We start from the raw sequence: 23,501 nt of genomic DNA on the forward strand, positions 1-23,501 counted from the left end.
TGTGAAGGCGTCGGGTGTGTCCGCATGGTCATGGCGAGCCTTTGGCCGGATCGGTTGAGGAGTTCTCATCCGACCACTGGCGCGCCGCCGAATCATTGCAGCGAGCGCCCCGAAAGCGGGTACAGCAGGCTGTACTCGACGTCGTGCCGATCAGGGCGTCGGTCCGCTCCTACCTGCCCCGCAGCCGCCGCCAGACCGCGCGGGCCGCGTGGTGGCCCGACATGCCGTGGACGCCGGGGCCCGGCGGGGTGGCGGCGGAGCAGAGGAAGACCGCGGGGTGGGGCGTGACGTAGGGGACGCGGGCGAGCCGGGGGCGGATGACGGACTGCAGACCCTCGAAGGCGCCGCAGGCGATGTCGCCGTCGATGTAGTTGGCGTTGCGGGCGGCGATCTCGGGGGGCCCGGCGACCGCCCGCGCCAGCACCAGGTCGCGGAAGCCGGGGGCGAAGCGGTCGAGCTGGCGCTCGATGGCGTCGGTGAGGTCGCCCGTCCAGCCGCTGGGGGCGTGGCCGTAGACCCAGAAGGTGTGCTTGCCCTCGGGGGCCCGGGCCGGGTCGACCAGGCTGGGCTGGGCGGAGATCAGGAAGGGCACGGCCGGGGGGTGGCCGTCGAAGGCGGAGCGCAGGGCGGTGCCGATCTCGCCCGCGGTCGGGCCGATGTGGACGGTCCCGGCGCGGCGGGCCTCCGGCGCGGTCCACGGCATCGGGCCGTCCAGGGCGTAATCGATCTTGAAGGCGCTGGGCCCGTAGCGATACCGGCGGTAGACGTTGCCCAGCCCCGCGATCCGGGCCAGGGCGCGCGGTGAGGTGTCGAAGACGTACGCGCGGGCCGGGGGCAGCTCGTCGAGCCGCTTGACCTCCACGCCGGTGTGGATGACCCCGCCGTGTTCGCGCAGGTACGAGCCGAGCGCGTCCGCGATCGACTGCGAGCCGCCGCGCGGGATCGGCCAGCCGACCGCATGGGCCGCGACCGCGAAGATCAGGGCCAGGCCGGCGGTGGCCGGGGCGCTGGTGGGCGCGATGGCGTGACCGGCGAGCCCGGCGAGCATGGCCCGCGCCTTCTCGCCGTGGAAGCGGCGGCTGAGGAGGGAGACCGGCAGGACGGCGTTCAGCCCGAAGCGGGCCCAGGTCAGCGGGTCGCGCGGCACCCCGTCCCACTGGGCGCGCAGCACATCGGGGGCGAAGGTGGCCCAGTTGCCGACGTACGGCGCGACCAGCCGCCGGTACGCGCCCGCGTCGCGCGGGCCGAGCGACCGGGCGGTCTCGCCGACCGAGCGGGCCAGCACCGCGGCGCTGCCGTCGGGGAAGGGGTGGGCGAGCGGCAGCTCGGGGTGCAGCCACTCCAGGCCGTGGCGGCCGAGCGGCATCCGGTCGAACGCCGGGGAGCCGATGGCGAGGGGGTGCACGGCGGAGCAGGGGTCGTGCCGGAAGCCGGGCAGGGTCAGCTCTTCGGTGCGGGAGCCGCCGCCGATCGCGTCGGCGGCCTCGAAGATCTCCACCGCGCAGCCGCGGCGGGCGAGTTCGACCGCCGCGGTCAGGCCGTTCGGACCGGCACCCACCACTACCGCGTCGAGCATCGACGGCACGTCGGCCTCCTCCTCGTCGCCCGGGCCCGGCCCTCCGGGACCGGTGGATCCACTCAGCCGGCGGCGGCCAGCAGGCCCAGGATATGCCGTACGGCCGCCTCGTTCCGCGCCGCCGTGAAGGGCAGCGCGTTGCCCCCGGCGATACGGAACGGCTCGCCCGCGAGCGTGGCGCTCGCCCCGCCCGCCTCGGCGACCAGCAGCAGCCCGGCGGCGTGATCCCAGGCGTTCTCCCAGGTGAAGGCGATCGCGTCGAGCCGCCCGCGGGCGATGTTCAGATACTCCAGACCCGCCGAACCGCAGGGGCGCGGTGCCACGCCTTCCGTTTGCAGTCCGGCCAGGGCGCGCTTCTCCGGGTCGGTGGTGAAGTCGTAGTGGGAGATGGCCACTTCGAGGGGCTTGCCGGGCTCCGGGACCCCGGCGCGGATGGGCTCCCCGTTCAGCACGGCGCCGCCGCCCCGGCGCGCGACGGCCATCAGGTCCTGCGCGGGGGCGTACGTCCAGGAGGCGAGGAGTTCGCCGTGGTGGGCGAGGGCGACGAGGGTCGCGAAGCCCGGGTCGCCGTGGACGAACTGCCGGGTGCCGTCCACCGGGTCGACGATCCACACGGGCGCCTCGCCGCCGAGGTGCTTCAGCAGGCCGGGATCGGCGTGCACGCCCTCCTCGCCCACCACGACCGAACCGGGCAGCAGCGCGGTGAGCGAGGCGGTCAGATGCTCCTCGGCCTGCCGGTCGGCGGTGGTCACCAGGTCGTGCGGGCCCTTCTTCTCCACGATCTCGTGGGCGGCGAGCTGCCGGTAGCGCGGCATGATCTCCGCCGCGGCCGCCGTGCGCACCGCCTGCTCCACCTCGGAGAGACCACTGGCAAGAAAGTCATCGAACATGTGGTCATCGAATCACGCGCCGCCGACAACCGGTGACCCGGCGGCGGCCGGACGATGGCATCGGCGTGAACCGTTCCCGGGGAGCCGCGAAGGACCCCTGCGTAACCCATTGACACCTGGCTGAAACACGACCTACGTTCCAGGCAACACAATTCACTAGTGAATAAATATTCACGCCAAGGACGTTCAGATGCTCAGCACAGACCCAGCCGGCGCCGAACGGTTCCGGGCGCGCCGCCGCCGCATCGCCGACGAAACCCCGGACGAACAGGTCCGCGAGCTCCGGCAACTGGCCGCCGAGGTGCGCCGGACCGTGGTGCGCATGATCGACAAGGCACAACTCGGCCATATCGGTGGCGACCTGTCGGTGACCGACATCCTCGTCACCCTCTTCGGGCGGGTGCTCGACGTGGATCCCGCACAGCCCCGCAACCCCGACCGCGACCGGTTCATCCTCAGCAAGGGGCACTGCGCCGCCTCCCTGTACGCCACGCTCGCCCACTGCGGCTACTTCCCGGTGTCCGAGTTGTCCACCTTCATGGCCCCGCTCTCCGCGCTCAACGGCCACCCGAACCGGACCAAGGTCCCGGGGGTCGAGACCAACACCGGGCCCCTGGGCCACGGGTTCCCCGTCGCGGTCGGCTGCGCCCTGGCCGCCAGGCTCTCGGGCCGCTCCTACCGCACGTACGTCGTCCTCGGCGACGGAGAGTTGCAGGAGGGCAGCAACTGGGAGGCCGCCATGACCGCCGCCCACTACGACCTCGGCTCCCTCACCGCGATCGTCGACCGCAACCGCCTCCAGCAGGGCGCCGGTACCGAGGAGACCAAGCGCCTGGAGCCGCTGGCGGAGAAGTGGACCAGCTTCGGCTGGGAGGCGCGCGAGGTGGACGGCCACGACCACGCGGGACTGCTGTCCGCGCTGCGCCCCTCCCCCACCGGCCGACCGGTCGCGGTGATCGCGCGGACCGTCAAGGGCAAGGGTGTGTCGTTCATCGAGGACCGGGTCGAGTGGCACCACAAAGTGCCCGACGACGGCCAGGTGCGCACCGCACTGGAGGAGCTGAGCCGATGACCGCCGGACTCATACCCGAGAACACCGCCCGGACCTACGACTGCCGCCAGGCCTTCGCCGAGGAACTGATCGCCCTGGCCGCCGAGGACCCGCGCGTCGTCGCCGTCTGCAACGACTCCGTGGGATCGAGCAACCTGGTGCGCTTCCGGGAGCTGTACCCCGATCGCCTGATCAACGTCGGCATCGCCGAGCAGGACCTCGTCGGCGTCGGGGCCGGGCTGGCCAACGGCGGGCTCATCCCCTTCGTGAGCGCGGCGGGCCCGTTCCTCACCGGCCGGGCCACCGAGCAGATCAAGACCGACGCCGCCTACAACGGACTGCCCGTCATCCTGTGCGGCCAGAGCCCCGGCATGGCGTACGGGGAGCTGGGGCCGACCCACCACTCGATCGAGGACCTGTCGTGGATGCGGGCCATCGCCGACCTGGCCGTCGCGGTCCCGGCCGACCCGGCCCAGACCCGCGCCGCCGTACGCTGGGCAGCCGCCCACGACGGCCCGGTCTACCTGCGCATCCCACGGTTCAAGATCCCCGCCGTCACCCCCGAGGACGCGCCGTTCCGCCCCGGGCACTCCCTCCAGCTCACCGACGGGGACGACGTGACGGTCATGGCCGTCGGCACGATGGTCTCCCGGGCGCTCACCGCCGCCGAGACCCTGCGCGCGGAGGGCATCGGCGTCCGCGTGCTGAACATGACCTTCGTCGAGCCGATGGACACAGACGCGGTGCTGCGCGCCGCCCGCGAGACCCGGGGCATCGTCACCGCCGAGGAGGCGACCACCACGGGCGGGCTCGGGGCGGCGGTGGCCAGCGTCGTCGCCCAGAACCGTCCGGTGCCCATGCGGATCCTGGGAGTGCACCGGCGGTTCGCGCCCACCGGCAGCGCTTCCTTCCTGCTGGAACACTTCGGTCTGACCGCCGACGGCATCGCCGTCGCCGTCCGGGAGCTGCTGTCCCATGAGCAGCGCTGAACCGCTCGTCCTCGCCATCGACCAGGGCACCAGCGCGACCAAGGCGGTGCTGGTCGACCGGCGCGGAGACATCGTCGCCCGCGGTTCGGCCCCGCTGGGTCTGTCGACCCCGTCCCCTGGCTGGGTCGAGCAGTCGCCGGAGGAGATCTGGACCGGCTGCGGGCGGGCCGTCGCCGCGTGCCTCGACGGCCAGGACGCCTCGCGCGTCGCCGCCATCGGGCTGAGCACCCAACGCGAGTCGCTGCTGCTGTGGGACCGGGCGACCGGGGAGCCGCTGAGTCCGCTGGTGAGCTGGCTGGACAAGCGCACCGCGGGCGATCCGGCGCTGCTGCGGGCCGTGCCCCACGCGGATCTGGTCCGCGAGGTCAGCGGGCTGCCGCTGGACCCGATGTTCTCGGCCCCGAAGGCCGCCTGGCTGCTGGACCGGTACGACCCCGACCGGCGCCGCAGCCGTGCGGGCGAGCTGTGCCTGGGCACCGTCGACTCCTGGCTGTTGTTCAAGCTCGGTGGCGCCCATCTCATCGAGATCGGCAACGCCGCGCGCACCCAGCTGCTCGACGTGCGCCGGTGTACCTGGGACCGGCGGCTGACCCGGATCTTCGACGTACCGCCGGAGGTGCTGCCCCAGGTCGTACCGTCGCAGGGCCCGTTCCCCGGTACCCGCGGGCTCGCGCCGCTGCCCGACGGAGTGCCGGTCACCGCGGTGCTCGGCGACTCCCACGCCGCGCTGTTCGCCCACGCGGGATGGGCGCCGGGGACGGTCAAGGCGACCTACGGCACCGGGTCCTCGGTGATGGCGGTGGTCCCCTCCGCGACCCGGGTCTCCTCCGGGCTGTGCCTGACCGTCGCCTGGCAGACCCGCGGTACCCCGACCTGGGCGGTGGAGGGAAACGTCCGCTCCACCGGAGCCACCGTGAACTGGCTGGCGGGCGTGCTCGGCCGCGACCCCGCCGAACTGGCGGAACTGGCCGCGGACAGCAGCGAGGGCGTGGTCGTCGTCCCCGCCTTCGGCGGGCTGGGCGCCCCCTGGTGGGACGAGAACGCGGTGGGCCTGATCAGCGGGCTCACCCTGGGCACCCACGCCGGGCACCTCGCTCGCGCCGCGCTGGAGTCGATCGCGTTCCAGGTCGAGGACGTGGTGGCGGCGGTCGAGCGGGAGACCGGCCCCGTCACCCGGCTGCTCGCGGACGGCGGGCCGACCGGCAACCCGGTGCTGATGCGCCTCCAGGCGGACACCAGCGGGCGGACCGTCGAACGGGCCCTGGCCCGCGATCTGTCGGCCCTCGGCGCCGCCCACCTCGCGGGGCTGACCCGCGGGGTGTGGGACCGGGCCGCCCTGGAACGGCTGGCCCGCCCCCGGGAGGGCTACGCGCCGACCGGTGACGAGACCGCCCGGGCCCGGCGGCTCGCGCACTGGCACACAGCGGTGCGACGCGCCCGCCTCCAGGCCGCCCCCTGCGACGACGGCCGGACCGGCGAGGAGGAAGGCCGCTCCGGCGAGGAGCACGGCCACCTCCCGGCACCCCCGCCGCGGGCCACCGCCGCACCGCCTGAAACACCCGAGCCCTCGGCCGCCCAAGGAGCGTCATGACCATGCGATACGCGGGAAAGGGCGTCGTGGTCACCGGGGCCGCGCGCGGTATCGGCCTCGGGATCGCCGCCCGATTCGCCGGCGAGGGCGCCGATGTCCTGCTGGTGGACGCGGCCGCCTCCGTCGAGGACGCGGCCGCGGAACTGGCCGCCGACAGCGGCACCCGTACCCTCGGCGTCCGGGCGGACGTCACCTCGCCCGAGGACGTGGCCCGCGCCTTCGCGCTCGCCGACTCCACATGGGGACGGCTGGACGTCCTGGTCAACAACGCGGGCGTCATCACCATCAGCAGGCTCGAGGACCTGACCCTGGACGACTGGCAGAAGGTCCTCGCCGTCAACACCACCGGCACCTTCCTGTGCGCACAGGCCGCGGCGGCCGCCATGCGGGCTTACGGACGCGGCGGGCGCATCCTCAACGCGGCCTCGGGACAGGCGCGGCAGGGGTTCGTCTACACACCGCACTACGCGGCCAGCAAGTTCGGGGTGGTCGGCCTCACCCAGTCCCTGGCCAAGGAGCTGGCCGGGGACCGGATCACGGTCAACGCCTACTGCCCCGGGATCGTCGGCAGCGAGATGTGGGACTACAACGACCGCGCGTGGGGCCGGCTGCTCGGCGACTACGCCCCCGGGGAGCTGATGGCCGAGTGGATCGCGGGCATCCCCCTCGGACGCGCCGGCACCCATGACGACATCGCCAACCTGCTGCTCTTCCTCGCCTCCCACGAGGCGGAATACATCACCGGCCAGACGATCAACGTCGACGGCGGGATGTTCATGAACTAGCTCCGACGACGTCGGAGGCACACTCGGAGGTTTCGATGAGCACGACCGGCAACGCCGCAACGGCCGTTGACGCTACCCCACCCCCTACGGACACCCACCACGCCCGGCTGCCGTCCTGGGTGACGGGTGTCCTCACCGGATCGCGTGGTCCCGCCCTCGGCCTGATCGGCATGTGCGTCGTCTTCTTCATCGCGACGCCGTACTTCCTCACCCAGAGCAATCTGCTCAACATCGTCGACCAGACCGCCGTCCTCGGCCTGCTCGCGCTCGGCATGACCGCGGTCATCGTGATGGGCGGCATCGACCTGTCCGTCGGCGCCGTGCTGGCCCTCGCGACCATGGTGGTCGGCTGGCTCTCGCACGACCAGGGGTGGCCGCTGTGGCTGAGCGCGGTGGCCGCGATCGGTGTCGCCGGCGCATGCGGGCTCGCCAACGGGCTCGGCATCACCTACACCAGGCTGCCGCCGTTCATCGCCACCCTGGCGATGATGTCGATCGCCCGCGGCCTGGCCAACGTCATCACCGACGGGCAGCAGATCGTCGGGTTCCCCGACTGGTTCGACAACCTGTCCACCACCCGGTACGTCGGCATCTTCACCGCGTGCACCGCCGTGCTCGCCGCGCTGTACGTGGCGGGGTGGGCGTACATGCGCTACCGGAGCGGCGGCCGCGCGCTGTACGCGATCGGCGGCAGCGCCGAGGTCGCCCGGCTCGCCGGCATCGCCGTCAAGAAGCGGACCGTGCTCGTCTACACCGTGACCGGTCTGCTGGCGGGCCTGGCCGGGGTCTTCCTGACGATGCGCCTGGACTCCTCCCAGCCGAGCGCGGGAACCGGTTACGAACTCGACACCATCGCCGCCGTGGTGATCGGCGGGGCCAGCCTCAGCGGCGGTGTCGGCTCGGTCACCGGAACCCTGTTCGGCGTTCTGATCATCGGAGTCCTGCGCAACGGCCTCAACCTGCTGGGCGTCTCGCCGTTCATCCAGCAGATCGTCATCGGTCTGGTGATCGCGCTGGCCGTCATGCTCGATGTGCTCCGCCGCCGCGAGGCGCGCTGACGCACCCCGGTTCTCCCCCCCCTCTCCCATCCCCTCTCCGCTTCTCCCCTCTCCCTCTCCCTCTCCCCCTCCCTTTCCCTCTCCGCTTCTCCTCTCTTCCCCCGGCACAAGCCAAGGAGTGGTTCCCATGAAGACACGAGTGACGACACGCGTCGTGATAGCCACCGGAATCGCGGCCACCATGGTGGTCGGCGTCACCGCCTGCGGACGCGGCAACAGCGGTGCGAAGACCGCCGACGGCAAGCAGATCACCATCGGGCTGGCCGTGGCCAACCTCCAGGCCGACTTCTTCAACCAGATCAAGCAGTCCGTGACCGCCGAGGCGAAGAAGAAGGGCATCAAGGTCATCGTCTCCGACGCGCACGGCGACGCGGCCACCCAGGTCAACCAGATCCAGGACTTCATCAGCCGTCAGGTGAGCGCCATCATCTACATCCCCGCGGGCGCGACGGCGGCCGGTGTCCCCGTGAAGGCGGCCAACCGCGCCAAGATCCCCGTGGTCACCGTGGACCGCAACCCGCCCGGCCAGCCCGGCAAGTCGTTCATCGCCAGCGACAGCGTCGCGGCCGCGCGGACGCTGGGCGACTACGTGGTCAAGGAGTCCGGTGGCAAGGGTCAGCTCGCCATTCTCCAGGGCCAGATCGGCACCACCCCGCAGGTGGACCGGCAGAAGGGGTTCGGGCAGGCCCTCAAGAACGCGCCCGGCATCAAGGTGGTGTCCCAGCAGCCCGCCGACTGGGCGCAGGACAAGGCGTACTCCGTCGCCCAGGACATGCTGCAGGCCCACCCCAGCATCGACATCCTGTGGGGCCAGGCCGACGCGATGGCGCTCGGCGCCGCCCAGGCCGTCAAGGCGTCCGGCTCGCACAAGAAGCACCTGATCGTCGGCTTCGACGGCGACATCGCCGGGCTCAAGGCCGTCCGCCGGGGCACCGTGGACGCCACCATGGTGCAGCAGACGCGCAAGATGGGCCGGATGTCGGTGAACACCGCCGTGGACATCCTCAAGGGCAAGAAGGTCCCTGCCGAGCAGCTTCAGCCCGCCTTCCTCCTGACCAGCAAGGACAAGAAGAAGGCCACCCAGTTCATCAACTCCCACCCGTAAACGGCGGCATGGACGGCATGGACAGGAGAGACGGTATGGACAACGGGTCCCAGGGCCTGGTCGTACGGGGGATATCCAAGCGGTTCGGGGCGACCCAGGCGCTCGACCGCTTCGACCTGGAGGTGCGCCCCGGGGAAGTGGTGGCGCTGCTCGGCGAGAACGGCGCGGGCAAGTCCACCGTGTCCAACATCATCGCGGGCACCTTCCCCTCCGACACCGGCGAGATGACCTGGCAGGGGCGGCCGTACGAGCCGAAGACCCCCAAAGACGCCATCGGTCACGGCATCGGCCTCATCCACCAGGAGATGCGCCTGCTGCCGGACCTGTCCGTGGCCGAGAACGTGTTCCTCGGGCGGCTGCTGCGCCGGGGCGGGCGTATCGACCGGGGCGAGATGAACCGGCGGGCCCGGGAACAGCTGCGGCGGCTGGGCCTGGACATCTCCCCGACGCGCCTGGTGCGCACCCTGCGGGTGGCCGAGCAGCAGCAGGTCGAGATCGCCAAGGCGCTGACCCTGAACGCGCGCCTGCTGATCCTCGACGAGCCCACGGCCGCCCTCGGCGGCGAGGAGACCGATCACCTCTTCGAGCGGATCGGCGCCCTCCGCGCCGAGGGGATGTCGTTCGTCTATGTGAGCCACCGGCTGGAGGAAATCGCCCGCATCTGCGACCGCGTCGTGGTCATGCGCGACGGACAGCTCGTCGCCGCCCACGACACCGCGCAGGTACCGGTGGTACAGCTGGTGGAGGAGATGGTCGGGCGCAGCATCGAGCGCATCTTCCCCGACACCGGAACCGCCCGCGCCCGGGAGGTGCTCCAGGTGCGAAACCTGGCCGGGGCCTCCTTCCAGGACGTGTCGTTCAGCGTCCACGAGGGCGAAGTCCTCGGCATCGCGGGCATCGTGGGGGCGGGCCGCACCGAACTGGTGCGGGCCGTCGCCGGCGTCGACCCGGTGACCGGGGGCACGGTGGCCGTCGAGGGACGGGAGCTGCGGCTGCGCGGGCCCCGGGACGCCATCGCGGCGGGCATGGTGCTGGTGCCCGAGGACCGCAAGGGCCAAGGCGCGGTCCTGGACCTGTCGATCGGCGACAACGTGGCCCTCGCCAACCTCGACCGCATCGCCCGCCGGGGCTGGCTGAGCCCGCGCCGGGTGGCGGCGGTGGCCGGTGAGGCCATCAGCCTGATGACCGTCAAGGGGCGGGCCGGGCAGCCGGTGCGGACGCTGTCCGGCGGCAACCAGCAGAAGGTCGTCATCGCCAAGTGGCTGGAGCGCAAGCCCAAGGTGGTCATCCTGGACGAGCCGACCCGCGGTATCGACGTCGGCGCGCGGGCCGCGATCTACGAGGTGATCGCGGACCTGGCCCGCTCCGGCATGGCGGTCGTCGTGGTCAGCTCCGACCTCGACGAGGTGCTGGGCCTGTCCCATCGGGTGCTCGTCCTCAGCCGGGGACGGCAGCGGGGCATCCTTCCGGCGGAGGAGGCCACCGACGCCGCCGTCATGCGCCTCGCCACGGCATGATGCGGCTATGAATCCCCACAACCGGACCGGCACCCCCGCGACCCGCACCACGCGCATGGCGACCAGCGACGAGCAACTGCGGCTGATGACCCGGATCGCCCGGCTCTACCACGAGCAGGGGATGCGGCAGCCGCGTATCGCCGAGGAACTGCACATCTCCCAGGCGCGCGTCTCCAGGCTGCTCACCCAGGCCGCCAAGCTCGGCATCGTGCGCACCATCGTGGTGCCGCCCGAGGGGGTCTTCGCCGAGCTGGAGGAGGAGATCGCAGACCGCTACGGGCTGCGCGACGTGGTGGTCGTCGATGTCGAGGGCGAGGCCGATTCCGTCATCCCCGCGCTCGGCGCGGCCACCGCGGTCTATCTGGAGACCACGCTCATGGAGGGCGACCGGCTGGGCATCTCCTCGTGGAGCGCCACTCTGCTCGCGGCGGTGGAGGCCATGCGGTCCCGGCCGGGCGGGCGGTTCCTGGAGGAGGTCGTCCAGCTGATGGGCGGGGTGGGCGATCCGCAGGTCCAGGTCCAGGCGACCCGGCTGATGGGGCGGCTCGCGGAGCTGACCGGCGCGGAGCCCGTCTTCATGTCGGCGCCGGGGCTGGTGGCCGGCGCCACCGTGCGGGACGCCATCCTCGCCGACCCCAAGGTGAGCAGCGTGGCCGCGGCGTGGAAGAACCTCACCATCGCCATCGTGGGCATCGGCAGCCTCGACCCCTCGCCGCTGCTGCGCCGCAGCGGCAACATCTTCTCCGACGACGACCAGGAACAGCTGCGCGCGCTCGGCGCGGTGGGCGACATCTGCCTGCACTTCTTCGACGAGCACGGCACCCTGCTCGACACCGAGCTGAACGACCGGGTCATCGGCATCACCCCCGACACCTACCGCGCCGTGCCGCGCCGCGTCGCGGTGGCCGGCGGCGACCGCAAGTACGCGGCGATACGCGCCGCCCTGCTGGGCGGCTGGGTCGATGTCCTGATCACCGACCTGGGAGTGGCCCGCAGGCTGGCGGGCCGGCCCGACCGAACCGAACGACAAGCGCCGTAGCGTCGACGAGCGCCGCGGCGGTATCCCTCAAGGAGTCCTCCATGCCTGTCCCCTCCTTCCGCCTGGACGACAGCGTGGCCCTGGTGACCGGGGCCGGCAGCGGCATCGGCCGACGGCTGGCGATCGGGCTCGCCGAGACCGGGGCTGATGTCGGATGCCTGGATCTGCCGGGCAGCGATCTGGCCGGCACGGTCGCCGCGATCCAGGCCACGGGACGGCGCGCGGTCGCCCTCCCCGCCGATGTGACCCGGGCGGAGGACCTGGCGGAAGCGGTGGCCGTGGCCGAACGCGACCTGGGCCCCCTCCGGCTGGCGGTCAACGCCGCGGGCATCGCCGACGCCGCCCCGGCGGAGGACATGCCGCTGGAGCAGTGGAAGCGGGTCGTGGACGTGAACCTCACCGGAGTGTTCCTGTCCTGCCAGGCCGAGGGCAGGGCGCTGCTGCGCAATGGGGGCGGCGCCATCGTCAACATCGCCTCCATGTCGGGCACCATCGCCAACCGGGGGCTCACCCAGGCCCACTACAACTCCTCCAAGGCCGCCGTGATGCACCTGACGAAGAGCCTGGCCACGGAGTGGTGCACCCGCGGCGTCCGGGTCAACAGTGTGAGCCCCGGCTACACGGCCACGCCGATGAACCTGCGCCCCGAGGTGGCGACACGCGTCGCCCAGTTCGAGGTGGACACCCCGCTGGGCCGGATGGCGACGGTGGACGAGATGGTGGGCCCGACCGTATTCCTGCTGAGCGACGCGGCGAGCTTTGTCACCGGCGCGGACCTGCTGGTGGACGGCGGGGTCACCTGCTGGTAGCGGCGGCCGGCCGGGACCCCGCCCGCCGCGGTTCAGGCCCAGCGCCCGCCGCGTTCAGGCCCAGCGCGACAGACCCGACTCGGCCAGCAGCCCCGCGTTGGCGGCCAGCAGGTCGAACGGGTCGTGGTCGGTGATGTCGATCTCCGCGACGTGCCAGACCAGACCGGGCCCGGCGGCCCGGACGGCCGCCGGGGCGTCGACGTCGCCGGTGCCGATCGGGGTCTGCGGCTCGCCGCGCCGCGCGGGGCCGTCCTTGAGGTGGACGGACACGGCGCGGGCGCCGAGACGGGTCAGCACCTCGGTGGGGTCGGCTCCGGCCACGGTGGCCCAGTAGACGTCGAGTTCGGCCAGGATCGCGTCGTCCACCGAGGCCCAGAAGGCGTCGTAGCCGCTGCGCCCGTCGGGCAGCTTCGCCCATTCGAAGTCGTGGTTGTGGTAGCCCAGCCGCAGCCCGGCACCGGCCAGGGCCTCCCCGGCCGCGTTCACGGCGTCCGCGAACGCGGTGAGCCGGCCGGGGTCGCCGAAGACGTCCTCGCCGAAGCCGCCGACCATACGGGGGTGCGGCACGAACACCGTGTCCGCGCCGATCTCGGCGCACTCCTCGGCAAGTGAGCCCACCTCGTCGGGCAGCCCGGCGTGGGTGGCCGAGACGCGCAGGCCCGCGGCGTCCAGGCCGCGCCGCAGGGACTTGGCGGCCACCAGCCGTTCCTCGGCGCTCTTGTCCGCGGATCCGAGACCGTAGGGCTCGACGTACCGGAAGCCGATCTCCGCCAGCCGGGCAAGGGTGCGGTCCCGGTCCTCGGCGAGCGCGTCCCGGACGCTGTACAGCTGCACGGACAGCAGGCCGTGCCGGTCGTCTTGCCGGTCCATGGTGCTCCTCTCGTAGGGGGTGGGCTCAGCCGATGACCAGGGGGCGCAGGGTGCGGTGGGCGATCCGCAGCCCCTGGACGACCTTCTCCTCGGTGCCGCCCCAGACCGGGTCCTCGTGCTCGACGGAGAGCGTCCCGGTGAAGCCGTGCTCGTAGAGGCGGTCGACGACGCGTGTCCAGTCGACCTGGCCGAGCCCCGGCACCCGGTAGCGCCACCAGCCGTTGTCCCAGGGGTCGGGGCGGCCGACCGCCTTGCCGAAGAAGCCGTACCGGTCGATGTCCCCGCTGCCCAGCTCGACGTCCTTGGCCTGGGCGTGCACGATGCGGTCGATGTAGGGCGCGATGGTCTTCACCGGGTCGATGCCGATCCAGGTGAGGTGCGAGGGGTCCCAGTTGAGGTAGAGGTCCAGCGAGAACATCCACTCCCACAGCTCCGGGGAGTAGGCCAGGTTGCCCGGGTAGCCGTCGGGGTGCCAGCCCTCCATGACGCAGTTCTCGATGATGACCTTCACGCCGCGTTCGCCCGCGTAGTCGACCAGTTCGGGGAAGACGCGCTCGGCCTCCTTCAGGTTGTCCGCGACGGGCCTGGTCCAGTCCCGGCCGATGAACGTGCCGACGTAGGGGACGCCGAGCGCCGCGGCCGCGTCCACCGCGTGCTTGAAGTGGGTACGGATCTCCGCCCGGCGCTGCGGGTCGGGGTGCAGATGGTTCTCGTAGTAGGCGAGCGCGGACAGTTCGAGGCCGTGTCCGGCGAACAGCGCGAGCGTCTCCTCCGCGCGCGCCGCCGGGAAGTCGGCGACGGGCAGGTGGCTCGCCTCGAAGTCGCGGCCCCCGGTCCTCGGCCAGACGGCGACCTCCAACGCCTCGTAGCCGTTGCCGCTCGCCCACTCCGCGATGCGCGGGAGGGACCAGCCGGGGAGACACGCCGTCAGAAAGCCGAGTTTCATGCGTTCACACCTCTGTCCAGGAGCCGTTGCGGGAGGATCGGAGAACCGCCTCGGTGATGCGGGCGGCGCGCAGTCCGTCGTCGAAGGTCGGCAGGCCCTCCGGCCGGTGCCCGCCGATCGCGGCGTAGGTGTCGGCGACGAACGCCTCGAAGCACTCCGCGTACCCCTGGGGGTGCCCCGGGGGCAGGACCGACAGCCGCCGCTGTTCGGCCGAGCCGCGGCCGGGGTCGCGGCTGATGACCCGCGCGCCGTCCTCGCCGCCCAGCCAGATGGTCTCCGGGTTCTCCTGGTCGAAGACCGCGCTGGCCCGCGCGCCGTCCAGCTCGAACCACAGCCGGTTCTTCCGCCCGGCGGAGACCTGGGAGACGGTGGTGGACGCCAGGACACCGGAGGCGGTGCGCAGCAGCAGCGCGGCGCAGTCCTCGGTGCGTACGTCCATGTACTCCGCGTGGTCCGAGTGGTCCGTGGGGTCCGCGGCCTCGAAGGTGCGCGCCGCCCCGGCGGCGGGCCGCTTGTCCACGGCGATCGAGGTCGAGGCGACGACCTCGGCGAACCGCTCGCCCGACACCCACTCGACCAGATCGCACCAGTGGGAGCCGATGTCCGCGAAGGCGCGGGACGGGCCGCCGGCCACCGGGTCCACACGCCAGCCCGACACCTGCGGCGAGAGCATCCAGTCCTGCAGATAGCTGCCGTGGATCAGATGCCAGCCCCCGAACTCGCCGTCGATCCGGCGCGCCCGGATCTCCCGGACCAGGGGGTGGTAGCGGTAGACGAAGGGGACGGTGGCCACCAGCCCGGCGCCGCGGGCCGTCTCCGCCAGGCGTTCCGCCTCCGTGACGGAGACGGCCAGCGGTTTCTCGCAGACCACATGCTTCCCGGCAGCGAGGGCGCGCATCGCGAAGGGCGCGTGGGTGGCGTTGGGCGAACAGATGTGGACGACGTCCACCGAGTCGTCGTCGAGGAGCGCGTCCAGGGACGGAAAGGCAGGAGCCCCCCATTCCACGGCCACCTGCTCGGTGCGTGGGGGTGTGGAGGCCAGTACGCCGGCGATCCGGGCGCCGGCCAGGGCCGCGGCCCTGCGGTGGATCGCACCGATCATCCCGGCTCCGACGATGGCGGTGCCGAGGGGTCCGCAGCGGCGTGGTGGTGGAGATGTGATGACAGCCCTCCCATGAGGGACGTGTACGGGATTGCCTGCTGTCGAGGGCTCGACGGTCCGACCTCGGTTTCGTCCGGCCGTGAGCCTAAGACAGCGATTAGCGCCTCACAAGACATTGAATTCCGCATCTTGTGAGTCATAAAAGCGGTCTGCATTGCTGTACGGTGACCGGCCATGGGAGCGCAGACGACGACGGACCCCCGCCCGATCCCCCGGCTCTCGGTCGCCGGACTCCGGCCGCAGAACACCGGCGGCCCCGTCCACAGCTCGCTGGCCCGCCTCATCGCCTCGGGCATCGCCGACAGCCGTGCCGACCTGGTCAAGGCCACCGGCCTGGCACGGTCCACGGTGGCCCGGCACCTCGACACCATGATCGACGCCGGGGTGGTCACCGAGGGCGGAGCCGTCAGCCGCCCCGGACGCGGCCGGCCGCCGCTCCGGCTGGCCCTCAACCCCCGGGCCGGGGTGGTCGCGGTGGCCGACGTCGGCGCCCACAGCGCCCGCCTGGCCCTCGCCGACCTGTCGCAGAACCTCGTAGCGCAGGAGGAGATCGCGCTGGAGGTGGCGCGGGGCCCCGAGGCGACGCTCGATCTGCTGACCGAGCGGCTGCGCCGCATGCTGGCCGAGTCCGCGGCCGCGTCCGCCGGGGCCACGCCCGGCCGCCCCTCCGCCCTCGTCGTCGGCCTCCCGGGGCCCGTCGACGCGCGCGCCGGAACTCCGGTACGGCCGCCCATCATGCCGGGCTGGGACGGCTTCCCGGTCGGCCGGACCATGACCGAGCGGTTCGGCTGCCGGACCTTCGTCGACAACGATGTGAACCTGATGGCTCTCGGTGAGGCCCGTGCCCTGCCGGAGGGCGAGGCGCCGCTGCTCTTCATCAAGATCGGCACCGGTATCGGCGGCGGCCTCATCTCGGCCTCGGGGGAACTGCACCGCGGAGCGGAAGGGGCCGCGGGCGACATCGGGCATCTGCGGGTGCCCGGCGCCGACGACACCGTGTGCAGCTGCGGGAACATCGGCTGCGTGGAGGCCGTGGCGTCGGCCGCCGCGATGGCGGCCCGGCTCGGCCGGGAGGACTCGGGCCTCGCCGAGCACGACAGGCCGCGCGGCGCCGCGGACCTGGCCCGGCTCGTCCGCGACGGCCACCCCGGGGCCGTCCGCGTCGTCCGCGAAGCCGCGGTGACGATCGGCGAGGTGGTGGCGCTGCTCGTCCACGTCTACAACCCGGCGCGGATCGTCATCGGCGGGGCGATCGCCGCCGCCAGCGACGACCTGCTGGCCAGGATCCGCGGTGTCGTCTACCGGCGGGCGCTGCCCCTGGCCACCCGCCGGCTCTCGCTGGCCCACAGCGTGCTCGGGACGTCCGCCGGTGTCGTCGGCGGGACCGTGGTGGGTGTGGAGCATGTGCTCTCACCCGAGGGGATCGGCGACGTGCTGGCGCATTCCTCCTGAGCGGCCCCCCTGGGAACCTGCCGACCCCCTTGACCCTGCCGGGAAGCCGGTGCTTGCATGTGAGCGGTTTCAGCGACAGCGGTTTCGTCCAACTCCGTTGCCCCGAGGCGTCCTTCCGCCGCGTTCCACAGCCATCGAAGCGGTCGGCGCCCACCGAACCGGGAGAGAACCATGGACGAAACCACACAGCGCGTCCCCGTCGGCGTCATCGGTACCGGCTCGATCTTCAACGCCTACGCACTCGGTCTCTCGACGATCCCGCGGCTGCCCATCGTGCGCGTCGCCGACCTCGACGGCGAGCGCGCCCGCGCCGCCGCCGAGGAGTGGAACATCCCGGCGTGGGGCACGGCCGAGGAGCTGCTCGCCGACCCCGAGGTGCAGGTGGTCGTCAACATCACCCCGCCCAACGCCCATGCGGCGCTGACCGACGCGGCCCTGCGCGCCGGAAAGCACGTGTACGTCGAGAAGCCACTGGCCGCCACGGTCACGGAAGCCCGGCGGAACATCGAGACCGCCCGGGAGACCGGCAAGCTGCTCGGCGGCGCGCCGGACACGTTCCTCGGCCCCTCCGGGCAGACGGCCCGCGCCGCCGTCGACGCCGGGCTGATCGGGCGGCCGTTCGCCGCGACCTCCTTCGTCCGCTCCTCGCGCGCCGAGACCTGGCACCCGGACCCCACGTTCCTGTTCACCGAGGGCGGCGGCCCGGTCCTGGACTGGGGCCCGTACCACATCGCCGCGCTGGTCAACCTGCTCGGACCGGTCAGCCGGGTGGTCGGGGCGACCACCCGGGCCGCCGACGAGCTGACCGTGACGGCTCCCGAGCGCCGCGTCGAGCGCGTCGGCGTCACCGTGGACACCCACGCGACCGCGATCCTGCAGTTCGCCTCCGGTGCCCTGGCCACGGCCATGTACAGCTTCGACGTATGGGACACCGCCCTTCCGCACCTGGAGGTCTACGGCACGGAGGGCACCCTTCAGGTGCCCAACCCCAACCGCTTCGACGACCCCGTACTGCTCAAGCGGCGCGGCGATGACGCGTGGAGCGAACTCCCGGCCGTCATGGCCCCGGTGACCCCCGCGGGCGCCAGGGCCATCCGCGGCCCCGGGGTGCTGGACCTCGTACGCCACCTGGGCGGAGACCTCCACCGGGCCTCCGCCGACTTCGCGTTCCACGTCCTGGAGGTCCTGGAGCGGCTGAACGGCATATCACCGGCCGACGGCGCCGTCGAGATCACCAGCACGGTGAAGCGTCCGGCGCCCGTCCTCGGCGCCGGAACGGGACTCTGACCGCGTAGCTCAGCGCCGCCCCCGCCTCCATCACCCTGGCCCTCCGCGTCGCGGGCGCGTTCGGCATCCGCCTGGTGCGCGATAACCGGGACCGGGGGGCCGGGTCCCAGCAGAATGACCGCATGACGGTGAAGAACGGCAGGCGATGGAACCACAACATCCATTACCACCCCCGCATCCTGGGCGCGGTTCCCGACGGCGCCCGGCGCGCCCTCGATGTCGGCTGCGGCGAGGGCATGCTCGCCCGTGAACTCCGGCGGACCGTCCCGGACGTCACCGGCATCGACCTCCACGCGGACAGCATCGACCAGGCCCGCGCCCACCCGGCCGATACCGGTGACGCCGACGGCTCCGGTGACATCGACTACGTCCTCGGGGACTTCCTCACCCATCCCTTCGAACCGGCCTCGTTCGACTTCATCGCGTCCGTGGCCACCCTGCACCACATGGACGCCGCCGCCGGGCTGGTCCGTATGCGCGAGCTGCTGCGCCCGGGCGGTGTCCTCGCCGTCGTCGGCCTCGCCCGCGACACCATGCCGCGCGACCTGCCCTACGTGCTCGCCGGGGCCGCCGTCGGCACCGTCCACCGCGCCGTGAAGGGCATCTGGCAGCACCCCTCCCCCATCGTGTGGCCGCCGCCGGTGACGTACCGGCAGATGCGGGTGCTGGCAGCGGAGTTGCTGCCCGGTTCCGCGTATCGCCGCCATGCGCTGTTCCGCTACAGCGTCGTCTGGCGCAAGCCGCCGGGCTGAGCCGAAGGGCCCGGCGGACGGGTTCCGGGCTTGTCATGGCTCGGCTAATGTGGCGACGGAGCTTGGGAGCGCTCCCACTCCCCTCTCACCCCCGCCGGAGGACCCGATGACCCTCGTGTCGCACCGCCGCCGCACCGTGTCAGCCGCCGTCGCCGCCCTGGCCATGACGGGCCTCGCCGCCCCCGCCGCCTCGGCCTTCCCCGCCCCGGACACCCGGGTGGCCGCCTGCAACGCCACTGGACTCTGTGAGGACTTCGAGTCCCAGACCGGCACCACCCCCGCCGGTCGTTGGACCACGGCGGTGGCCAACTGCTCGGGTACCGGCGCCGCCACCGTCGACTCCACGATGGCCCACACCGGCACCAAGTCGGTGCGGGTGACCGGCCGGGCGGGCTACTGCAACCACGCCTTCGCCGGGACCTCCCTGTCCGCCCTGCCGGCGACCGGCGACCTCTATGTGCGCTTCTGGGTCCGCCACACCACCGCGCTGCCCACTCAGCACGTCACCTTCGCGGCCATGAAGGATCCGAACGACAACGGCAAGGACCTGCGCATGGGCGGCCAGAACAAGGCGCTCCAGTGGAACCGCGAATCGGACGACGCCACCCTCCCCGCCCAGAGCCCGGCGGGCGTCGCGCTCAGCACCCCACTGCCCGTCAACACCTGGACGTGCCTGGAGTTCCGCCTCGACCGCGGCGCGGGCCGCCTCGACACCTGGGTGAACGGCGCGCTCGTCACCGGCCTGGTCGTCGACGGCACCCCGACCCAGGACGTCGACCAGCAGTGGCTGGCCCGCGGCGGCTGGCGGCCCGCCCCGACCGATCTGCGGCTGGGCTGGGAGAGTTACGGCGAGGGCGACGACACCCTCTGGTACGACGACGTGGCCGTGGGCACCGCCCGCAACGGCTGCGGCTGAGGCCGCGCGCACGCATTTACCACCGGTGCGCGCCGGAAAAGCCCCTTCCGACCGGAAGGGGCTTTCGGCATTTCCGGATTGGCGTCAACAGCCGCTGCCCCGCTAGAATTTGAGCGGTTCCAAGAAAAGGGGAAGCAGTGGCAGTTCGCTTTGTGCAGGTTGCGGAAACCGAGAAGGACGAGGAAGGAGTTCAGGAAACCGTCACGCCGGTTGTCGTCAACGGACAGACGGTCGAAACGCGAATCTACGGACGTACGGTTCTTCACTGCGATCTCGAAACCGATATCACCGACGATGTGCATTCGGTGGAGATCTTGGTTCCGACCTGGGTCGAGGAAGAATACGAAACCGGGGAAACGAACGAGGACGGCAGCAACGCCATCGGCGTGCGGTCGGCCCTGAAGTCGGAGCGCCGGACCGTGGATCTGGGGCCGGACGCGCTGAAGGCCCTCCAGAAGGCGCTGCAGCCGTTCGCGGCGGTGTCCAGGCCGGCGGAGGAGGCGACTTCCAAGAAGCGCGGCCGGCCCGCCAAGAAGGCGGCCGCGACTTCTCCGAGCGCGAGCTAGTCGCCGCGGGGGCGGGAACACATGGTCCCGCCCCCACTGATTTCCCGGGCGGGACCGCGCCAGTCGGCGGAGAAACGCGATTCCCGGGCGGGCCGGCCTCGATCGTTCATGATTTCGGGCCGGGCGCCCCGGTGGATGATGCGGCCTTTACGAAGCCGTCGTATCAGAGGCCACCGGTGTGAACACGGCGTCGGACAGACAGTCTCCGCCGGGAGCGGTCGCGAACGCGGCATCCCGCAGGATCTTCCCCGCCGGCAGGGCGGGCCAACCGGGCCACGATCCGATCCGGGCTCCGGCCCAAAACGCAAAGGCAAGGAGAGAGCTCTCCTTGCCTCTCCTAATTTATAGCGCACTGGGGGGCTTGCCACAAGCCCCGGGGCGCGGCGCAGAATCGTCGGCCTACGCCCACAACCTGCGGAAATGGGGGGCACGACGTGTGGGGTTCGACGGAGCACGGCTGCCTCGGAGGGATCGCGATGACCGAGCGGTATGTGCTGGACCTTCAAGAGATCGACGAGACGCGGATCGCGGTCGCCGGCGGCAAGGGCGCGCACTTGGGTGGGCTGTCGCGGATCGAAGACATCCGCGTGCCGGGGGGCTTTTGCGTGACGACGGACGCCTTCCGGCGGATCATGGCGGAAGCGCCGTCGGTCGACGCTCTGCTCGATCAGTTGTCGCGCTCGGATGCGGACGATCGGGAGGCGATCCGCGCGCTCAGCGCGGAGCTGCGCCGGACCATCGAGGGGGTCGCCATCCCGGACGATCTCGCGGCGGCGGTCACCCGCGCGCTCACCCGGTTCGGCGAGCATGCCGCGTACGCCGTCCGGTCCAGCGCGACGGCGGAGGACCTGCCGACGGCCTCCTTCGCCGGTCAGCAGGACACGTATTTGAACGTCGTGGGGCCGACGGCGGTCCTCCGGCACATCAGCCGGTGCTGGGCTTCGCTGTTCACCGAGCGGGCCGTGACCTACCGCCGGCGGAACGGCATCGACCACCGTACGGTCCACATGGCCGTGGTCGTGCAGCAGATGGTCTTCCCGGACGCGGCCGGCATCCTGTTCACGGCCGACCCCGTCACGGGCAACCGGAAGGTCGCCACCGTGGACGCCGGCTTCGGCCTCGGCGAGGCCCTGGTCTCCGGACTGGTGAACCCGGACGTCTTCACGGTGCGAGACGGCGAAGTCGTCGCCAAGACGATCGGCGCCAAGCAGCGTGCCGTCCACGCCCTGCCGGACGGCGGCACGCGGGAAGTGGCGGTCGACTCGCGACGGCAGCAGCAGCCGGCGCTGACGGATGCGCAGGTCGTGTGGCTCGTACGGCTCGGGCGGCGGATCGAAGCGCACTTCGGCAACCCGCAGGACATCGAATGGTGCCTGGTCGACGACGGCTTCCAGATCGTGCAGAGCCGGCCGATCACGACGCTGTTCCCCATCCCCGAGACCGGCGACCAGGACAACCACCTCTACGTCTCCGTCGGCCACCAGCAGATGATGACCGACCCCATGAAGCCCCTGGGGCTCTCCATGTGGCAGCTGACGGCCATGGTGGCGATGCACGAGGCCGGCGGGAGGCTGTTCGTCGACATCACCCAGCGCCTGGCCACGCCCGCGGGCCGCGCCGCTCTCCTGGAAATGATGGGGAGGGGCGATCCGTTGGTCAGGGACGCGCTGGAGACCGTCCTCGACCGTGACGATTTCGTCCCCTCGCTCCCGGACGCCCCTCCCGGCAACCCGCAGTCCGGCAACCCGCAGTTCGGCAACCCACAGTCCGGCAGGCCGCCGGCCGCCGGCGGCGCGTCCGCCCCGGCCGAGGCCGATCCGGCCGTCGTCGCCCAGCTGATCGAGCGCAGCCGGGCGTCCATCGCCGCCCTGGAGCGCGACATCCGGACGAAGACCGGACCGGCGCTGTTCGACTTCCTCCTGGGCGAGGCCTTCGAGGAGCACAAGCGGGTCCTCGGTGACCCGCTGAACATTCAGGCGATCATGGCGGGGATGAAGGCCACCTGGTGGCTCAACGACAAGCTGCACGAGTGGCTGGGCGAGAAGAACGCGGCTGACACGCTCACTCTGTCCGCCCCCGGCAACATCACCTCGGAGATGGGGCTGGAGCTGCTCGACGTCGCGGACGTGATCCGCCCGCATCCGGAGGTGGTGGCGTTCCTCCAGGGCGTCGGGAACTTCGACGATGCCTTCCTGGAGGAGCTGGCGAAGCTCCCGGGCGGGACCGAGGCGCGCGAGGCCATGGAGACCTACCTCGACCGGTACGGCATGCGCTGCGCCGGGGAGATCGACATCACGAGGCCACGGTGGCGCGAGCGCCCCACCACGCTCGTGCCCGCGGTCCTCGACAACGTCAGGAACTTCGAGCCGGGCGCCGCCGGGCGGCGCTTCGAGGAGGGGCGGCAGAAGGCACTGCGGAAGGAACAGGACGTGCTGGCGCGGTTGCGGGCCCTGCCGGACGGGGACCGGAAGGCCGACGAGACCAAGCGGATGATCGACCGGGTCAGGGCCTTCATCGGGTACCGGGAGTACCCGAAGTACGACATCATCAGCCGCTACTTCGTCTACAAGCAGGCCCTGCTGGAGGAGGCCGGGCGCCTGGTGCGGGCCGGTGTGCTTCCCGAGCGGGAGGACGTCTTCTACCTGACGTTCCAGGAGTTCCACGAGGCGGTGCGCTCGCAGCGGGTGGATGACCGGCTCATCCAGCGGCGCAAGGACACGTTCCGGTCGTACCACGCGCTCACCCCGCCCCGGGTGCTCACCTCCGACGGCGAGGCCCTCACCGGCGCGTACCGGCGCGACGACGTGCCGGCCGGTGCCCTGGTCGGCGTAGCGGTTTCCGCCGGGACCGTCGAGGGGAGGGCCCGCGTCATCCTCGACATGGCGGAGGCGGATCTCGACGCGGGCGACATCCTGGTCACGGCCTTCACGGACCCCAGCTGGTCGCCGCTGTTCGTCGGGATCGCGGGCCTGGTGACGGAGGTGGGCGGCCAGATGACCCATGGCGCGGTGATCGCCCGGGAGTACGGCTTGCCGGCCGTCGTGGGCGTGGAGCAGGCCACCCGGCTGATCCGGGACGGGCAGCGGATCCGCGTGCACGGAACCGACGGGTACGTCGAGATCCTGTCCTGACCGGCCCTA

20 protein-coding genes are annotated in these 23,501 nt (G+C 72.0%); 15 read left to right on the forward strand and 5 right to left on the reverse strand.

The genetic code is table 11. From position 1 onward, the window contains the following. Nucleotides 1-169: 169 nt before the first annotated feature. Both ASC60_RS10525 and ASC60_RS10530 read right to left on the reverse strand, forming a co-directional pair. Nucleotides 170-1,576 (reverse strand): NAD(P)/FAD-dependent oxidoreductase, encoded by a 1,407-nt coding sequence (locus ASC60_RS10525; RefSeq protein WP_199830935.1) that lies wholly within the window; start codon nt 1,574-1,576, stop codon nt 170-172. Nucleotides 1,577-1,638: 62 nt separating this feature from the next. Next, nucleotides 1,639-2,466, reverse strand: coding sequence for an inositol monophosphatase family protein (locus tag ASC60_RS10530; protein WP_055549254.1), 828 nt, complete (start codon nt 2,464-2,466; stop codon nt 1,639-1,641). A gap of 190 nt (nt 2,467-2,656) precedes the next feature. Here ASC60_RS10530 and ASC60_RS10535 point away from each other — a divergent pair, with 190 nt between their 5' ends. The 9 genes from ASC60_RS10535 (at nt 2,657) to ASC60_RS10575 (ending at nt 12,410) form a co-directional block, all read left to right on the forward strand. Next, nucleotides 2,657-3,538: a transketolase gene (locus ASC60_RS10535; protein WP_055549256.1), complete on the forward strand. Its 882-nt coding sequence runs from the start codon at nt 2,657-2,659 to the stop codon at nt 3,536-3,538. Continuing rightward, complete coding sequence (locus ASC60_RS10540) at nt 3,535-4,506, forward strand: transketolase family protein (RefSeq protein ID WP_055549259.1); 972 nt, start codon at nt 3,535-3,537, stop codon at nt 4,504-4,506. The genes ASC60_RS10535 and ASC60_RS10540 overlap by 4 nt, the downstream gene beginning before the upstream one ends. Further along, entirely contained in the window at nt 4,493-6,097 is a 1,605-nt protein-coding gene (locus tag ASC60_RS10545; protein WP_055549261.1) for an FGGY family carbohydrate kinase, read from the forward strand. Before ASC60_RS10540 ends, ASC60_RS10545 begins: the two co-directional genes overlap by 14 nt. Further along, nucleotides 6,094-6,882 carry a glucose 1-dehydrogenase gene (locus ASC60_RS10550; RefSeq protein ID WP_055549263.1) on the forward strand — a complete coding sequence of 263 codons (789 nt, stop codon included), beginning with the start codon at nt 6,094-6,096 and terminating at the stop codon, nt 6,880-6,882. The genes ASC60_RS10545 and ASC60_RS10550 overlap by 4 nt, the downstream gene beginning before the upstream one ends. A 35-nt stretch (nt 6,883-6,917) precedes the next feature. Beyond that, the gene (locus ASC60_RS10555; RefSeq protein WP_055549265.1) at nt 6,918-7,940 is read left to right on the forward strand and encodes an ABC transporter permease; all 1,023 of its coding nucleotides are present in this window, start codon (nt 6,918-6,920) and stop codon (nt 7,938-7,940) included. Nucleotides 7,941-8,067: 127 nt separating this feature from the next. Next, on the forward strand, nt 8,068-9,045 hold the full coding sequence (locus ASC60_RS10560; RefSeq protein WP_234356881.1) for a sugar ABC transporter substrate-binding protein: 978 nt from the start codon (nt 8,068-8,070) through the stop codon (nt 9,043-9,045). 35 nt (nt 9,046-9,080) lie between these two features. After that, complete coding sequence (locus ASC60_RS10565; RefSeq protein ID WP_107097039.1) at nt 9,081-10,562, forward strand: sugar ABC transporter ATP-binding protein; 1,482 nt, start codon at nt 9,081-9,083, stop codon at nt 10,560-10,562. A 7-nt stretch (nt 10,563-10,569) separates the two neighbouring features. Next, a complete protein-coding gene (locus tag ASC60_RS10570) occupies nt 10,570-11,601 on the forward strand; it encodes a sugar-binding transcriptional regulator (RefSeq protein WP_079038307.1) in 1,032 nt (343 codons plus the stop codon). 41 nt (nt 11,602-11,642) lie between these two features. Next, a complete protein-coding gene (locus ASC60_RS10575) occupies nt 11,643-12,410 on the forward strand; it encodes an SDR family oxidoreductase (RefSeq protein WP_055549267.1) in 768 nt (255 codons plus the stop codon). A 54-nt stretch (nt 12,411-12,464) separates the two neighbouring features. On the opposite strand, the gene ASC60_RS10580 is transcribed toward ASC60_RS10575, so the two are convergent. The 3 genes from ASC60_RS10580 to ASC60_RS10590 are packed head-to-tail and all read right to left on the reverse strand — an operon-like array spanning nt 12,465 to nt 15,388. After that, the gene (locus tag ASC60_RS10580; RefSeq protein WP_055549269.1) at nt 12,465-13,280 is read right to left on the reverse strand and encodes a sugar phosphate isomerase/epimerase; all 816 of its coding nucleotides are present in this window, start codon (nt 13,278-13,280) and stop codon (nt 12,465-12,467) included. 25 nt (nt 13,281-13,305) lie between these two features. After that, nucleotides 13,306-14,226 carry a sugar phosphate isomerase/epimerase gene (locus tag ASC60_RS10585; RefSeq protein ID WP_055549271.1) on the reverse strand — a complete coding sequence of 307 codons (921 nt, stop codon included), beginning with the start codon at nt 14,224-14,226 and terminating at the stop codon, nt 13,306-13,308. Between the two features lie 4 nt (nt 14,227-14,230). Beyond that, nucleotides 14,231-15,388 (reverse strand): Gfo/Idh/MocA family protein, encoded by a 1,158-nt coding sequence (locus ASC60_RS10590; RefSeq protein WP_370592907.1) that lies wholly within the window; start codon nt 15,386-15,388, stop codon nt 14,231-14,233. A 174-nt stretch (nt 15,389-15,562) separates the two neighbouring features. On the opposite strand from ASC60_RS10590, the gene ASC60_RS10595 reads away from it, so the two are divergent. The 6 genes from ASC60_RS10595 to rph all read left to right on the forward strand — a co-directional run bounded on the left by ASC60_RS10595 (nt 15,563) and on the right by rph (nt 23,492). Then, nucleotides 15,563-16,840, forward strand: coding sequence for an ROK family protein (locus ASC60_RS10595; RefSeq protein ID WP_055549275.1), 1,278 nt, complete (start codon nt 15,563-15,565; stop codon nt 16,838-16,840). 171 nt (nt 16,841-17,011) lie between these two features. After that, nucleotides 17,012-18,127 (forward strand): Gfo/Idh/MocA family protein, encoded by a 1,116-nt coding sequence (locus tag ASC60_RS10600; RefSeq protein ID WP_055549277.1) that lies wholly within the window; start codon nt 17,012-17,014, stop codon nt 18,125-18,127. A gap of 122 nt (nt 18,128-18,249) precedes the next feature. Further along, the gene (locus ASC60_RS10605) at nt 18,250-18,879 is read left to right on the forward strand and encodes a bifunctional 2-polyprenyl-6-hydroxyphenol methylase/3-demethylubiquinol 3-O-methyltransferase UbiG (RefSeq protein ID WP_055549279.1); all 630 of its coding nucleotides are present in this window, start codon (nt 18,250-18,252) and stop codon (nt 18,877-18,879) included. A 106-nt stretch (nt 18,880-18,985) separates the two neighbouring features. Continuing rightward, nucleotides 18,986-19,795 (forward strand): hypothetical protein, encoded by an 810-nt coding sequence (locus ASC60_RS10610; protein ID WP_055549281.1) that lies wholly within the window; start codon nt 18,986-18,988, stop codon nt 19,793-19,795. 137 nt (nt 19,796-19,932) lie between these two features. Beyond that, nucleotides 19,933-20,361, forward strand: coding sequence for a hypothetical protein (locus ASC60_RS10615; RefSeq protein WP_055549283.1), 429 nt, complete (start codon nt 19,933-19,935; stop codon nt 20,359-20,361). A 476-nt stretch (nt 20,362-20,837) separates the two neighbouring features. Continuing rightward, nucleotides 20,838-23,492 carry a rifamycin-inactivating phosphotransferase gene (gene rph / locus ASC60_RS10620; protein ID WP_055549285.1) on the forward strand — a complete coding sequence of 885 codons (2,655 nt, stop codon included), beginning with the start codon at nt 20,838-20,840 and terminating at the stop codon, nt 23,490-23,492. Nucleotides 23,493-23,501: the final 9 nt, after the last annotated feature.

This window comes from Streptomyces sp. NBRC 110028 (assembly GCF_001417735.1).
Taxonomy (GTDB): Bacteria; Actinomycetota; Actinomycetes; order Streptomycetales; family Streptomycetaceae; genus Streptomyces.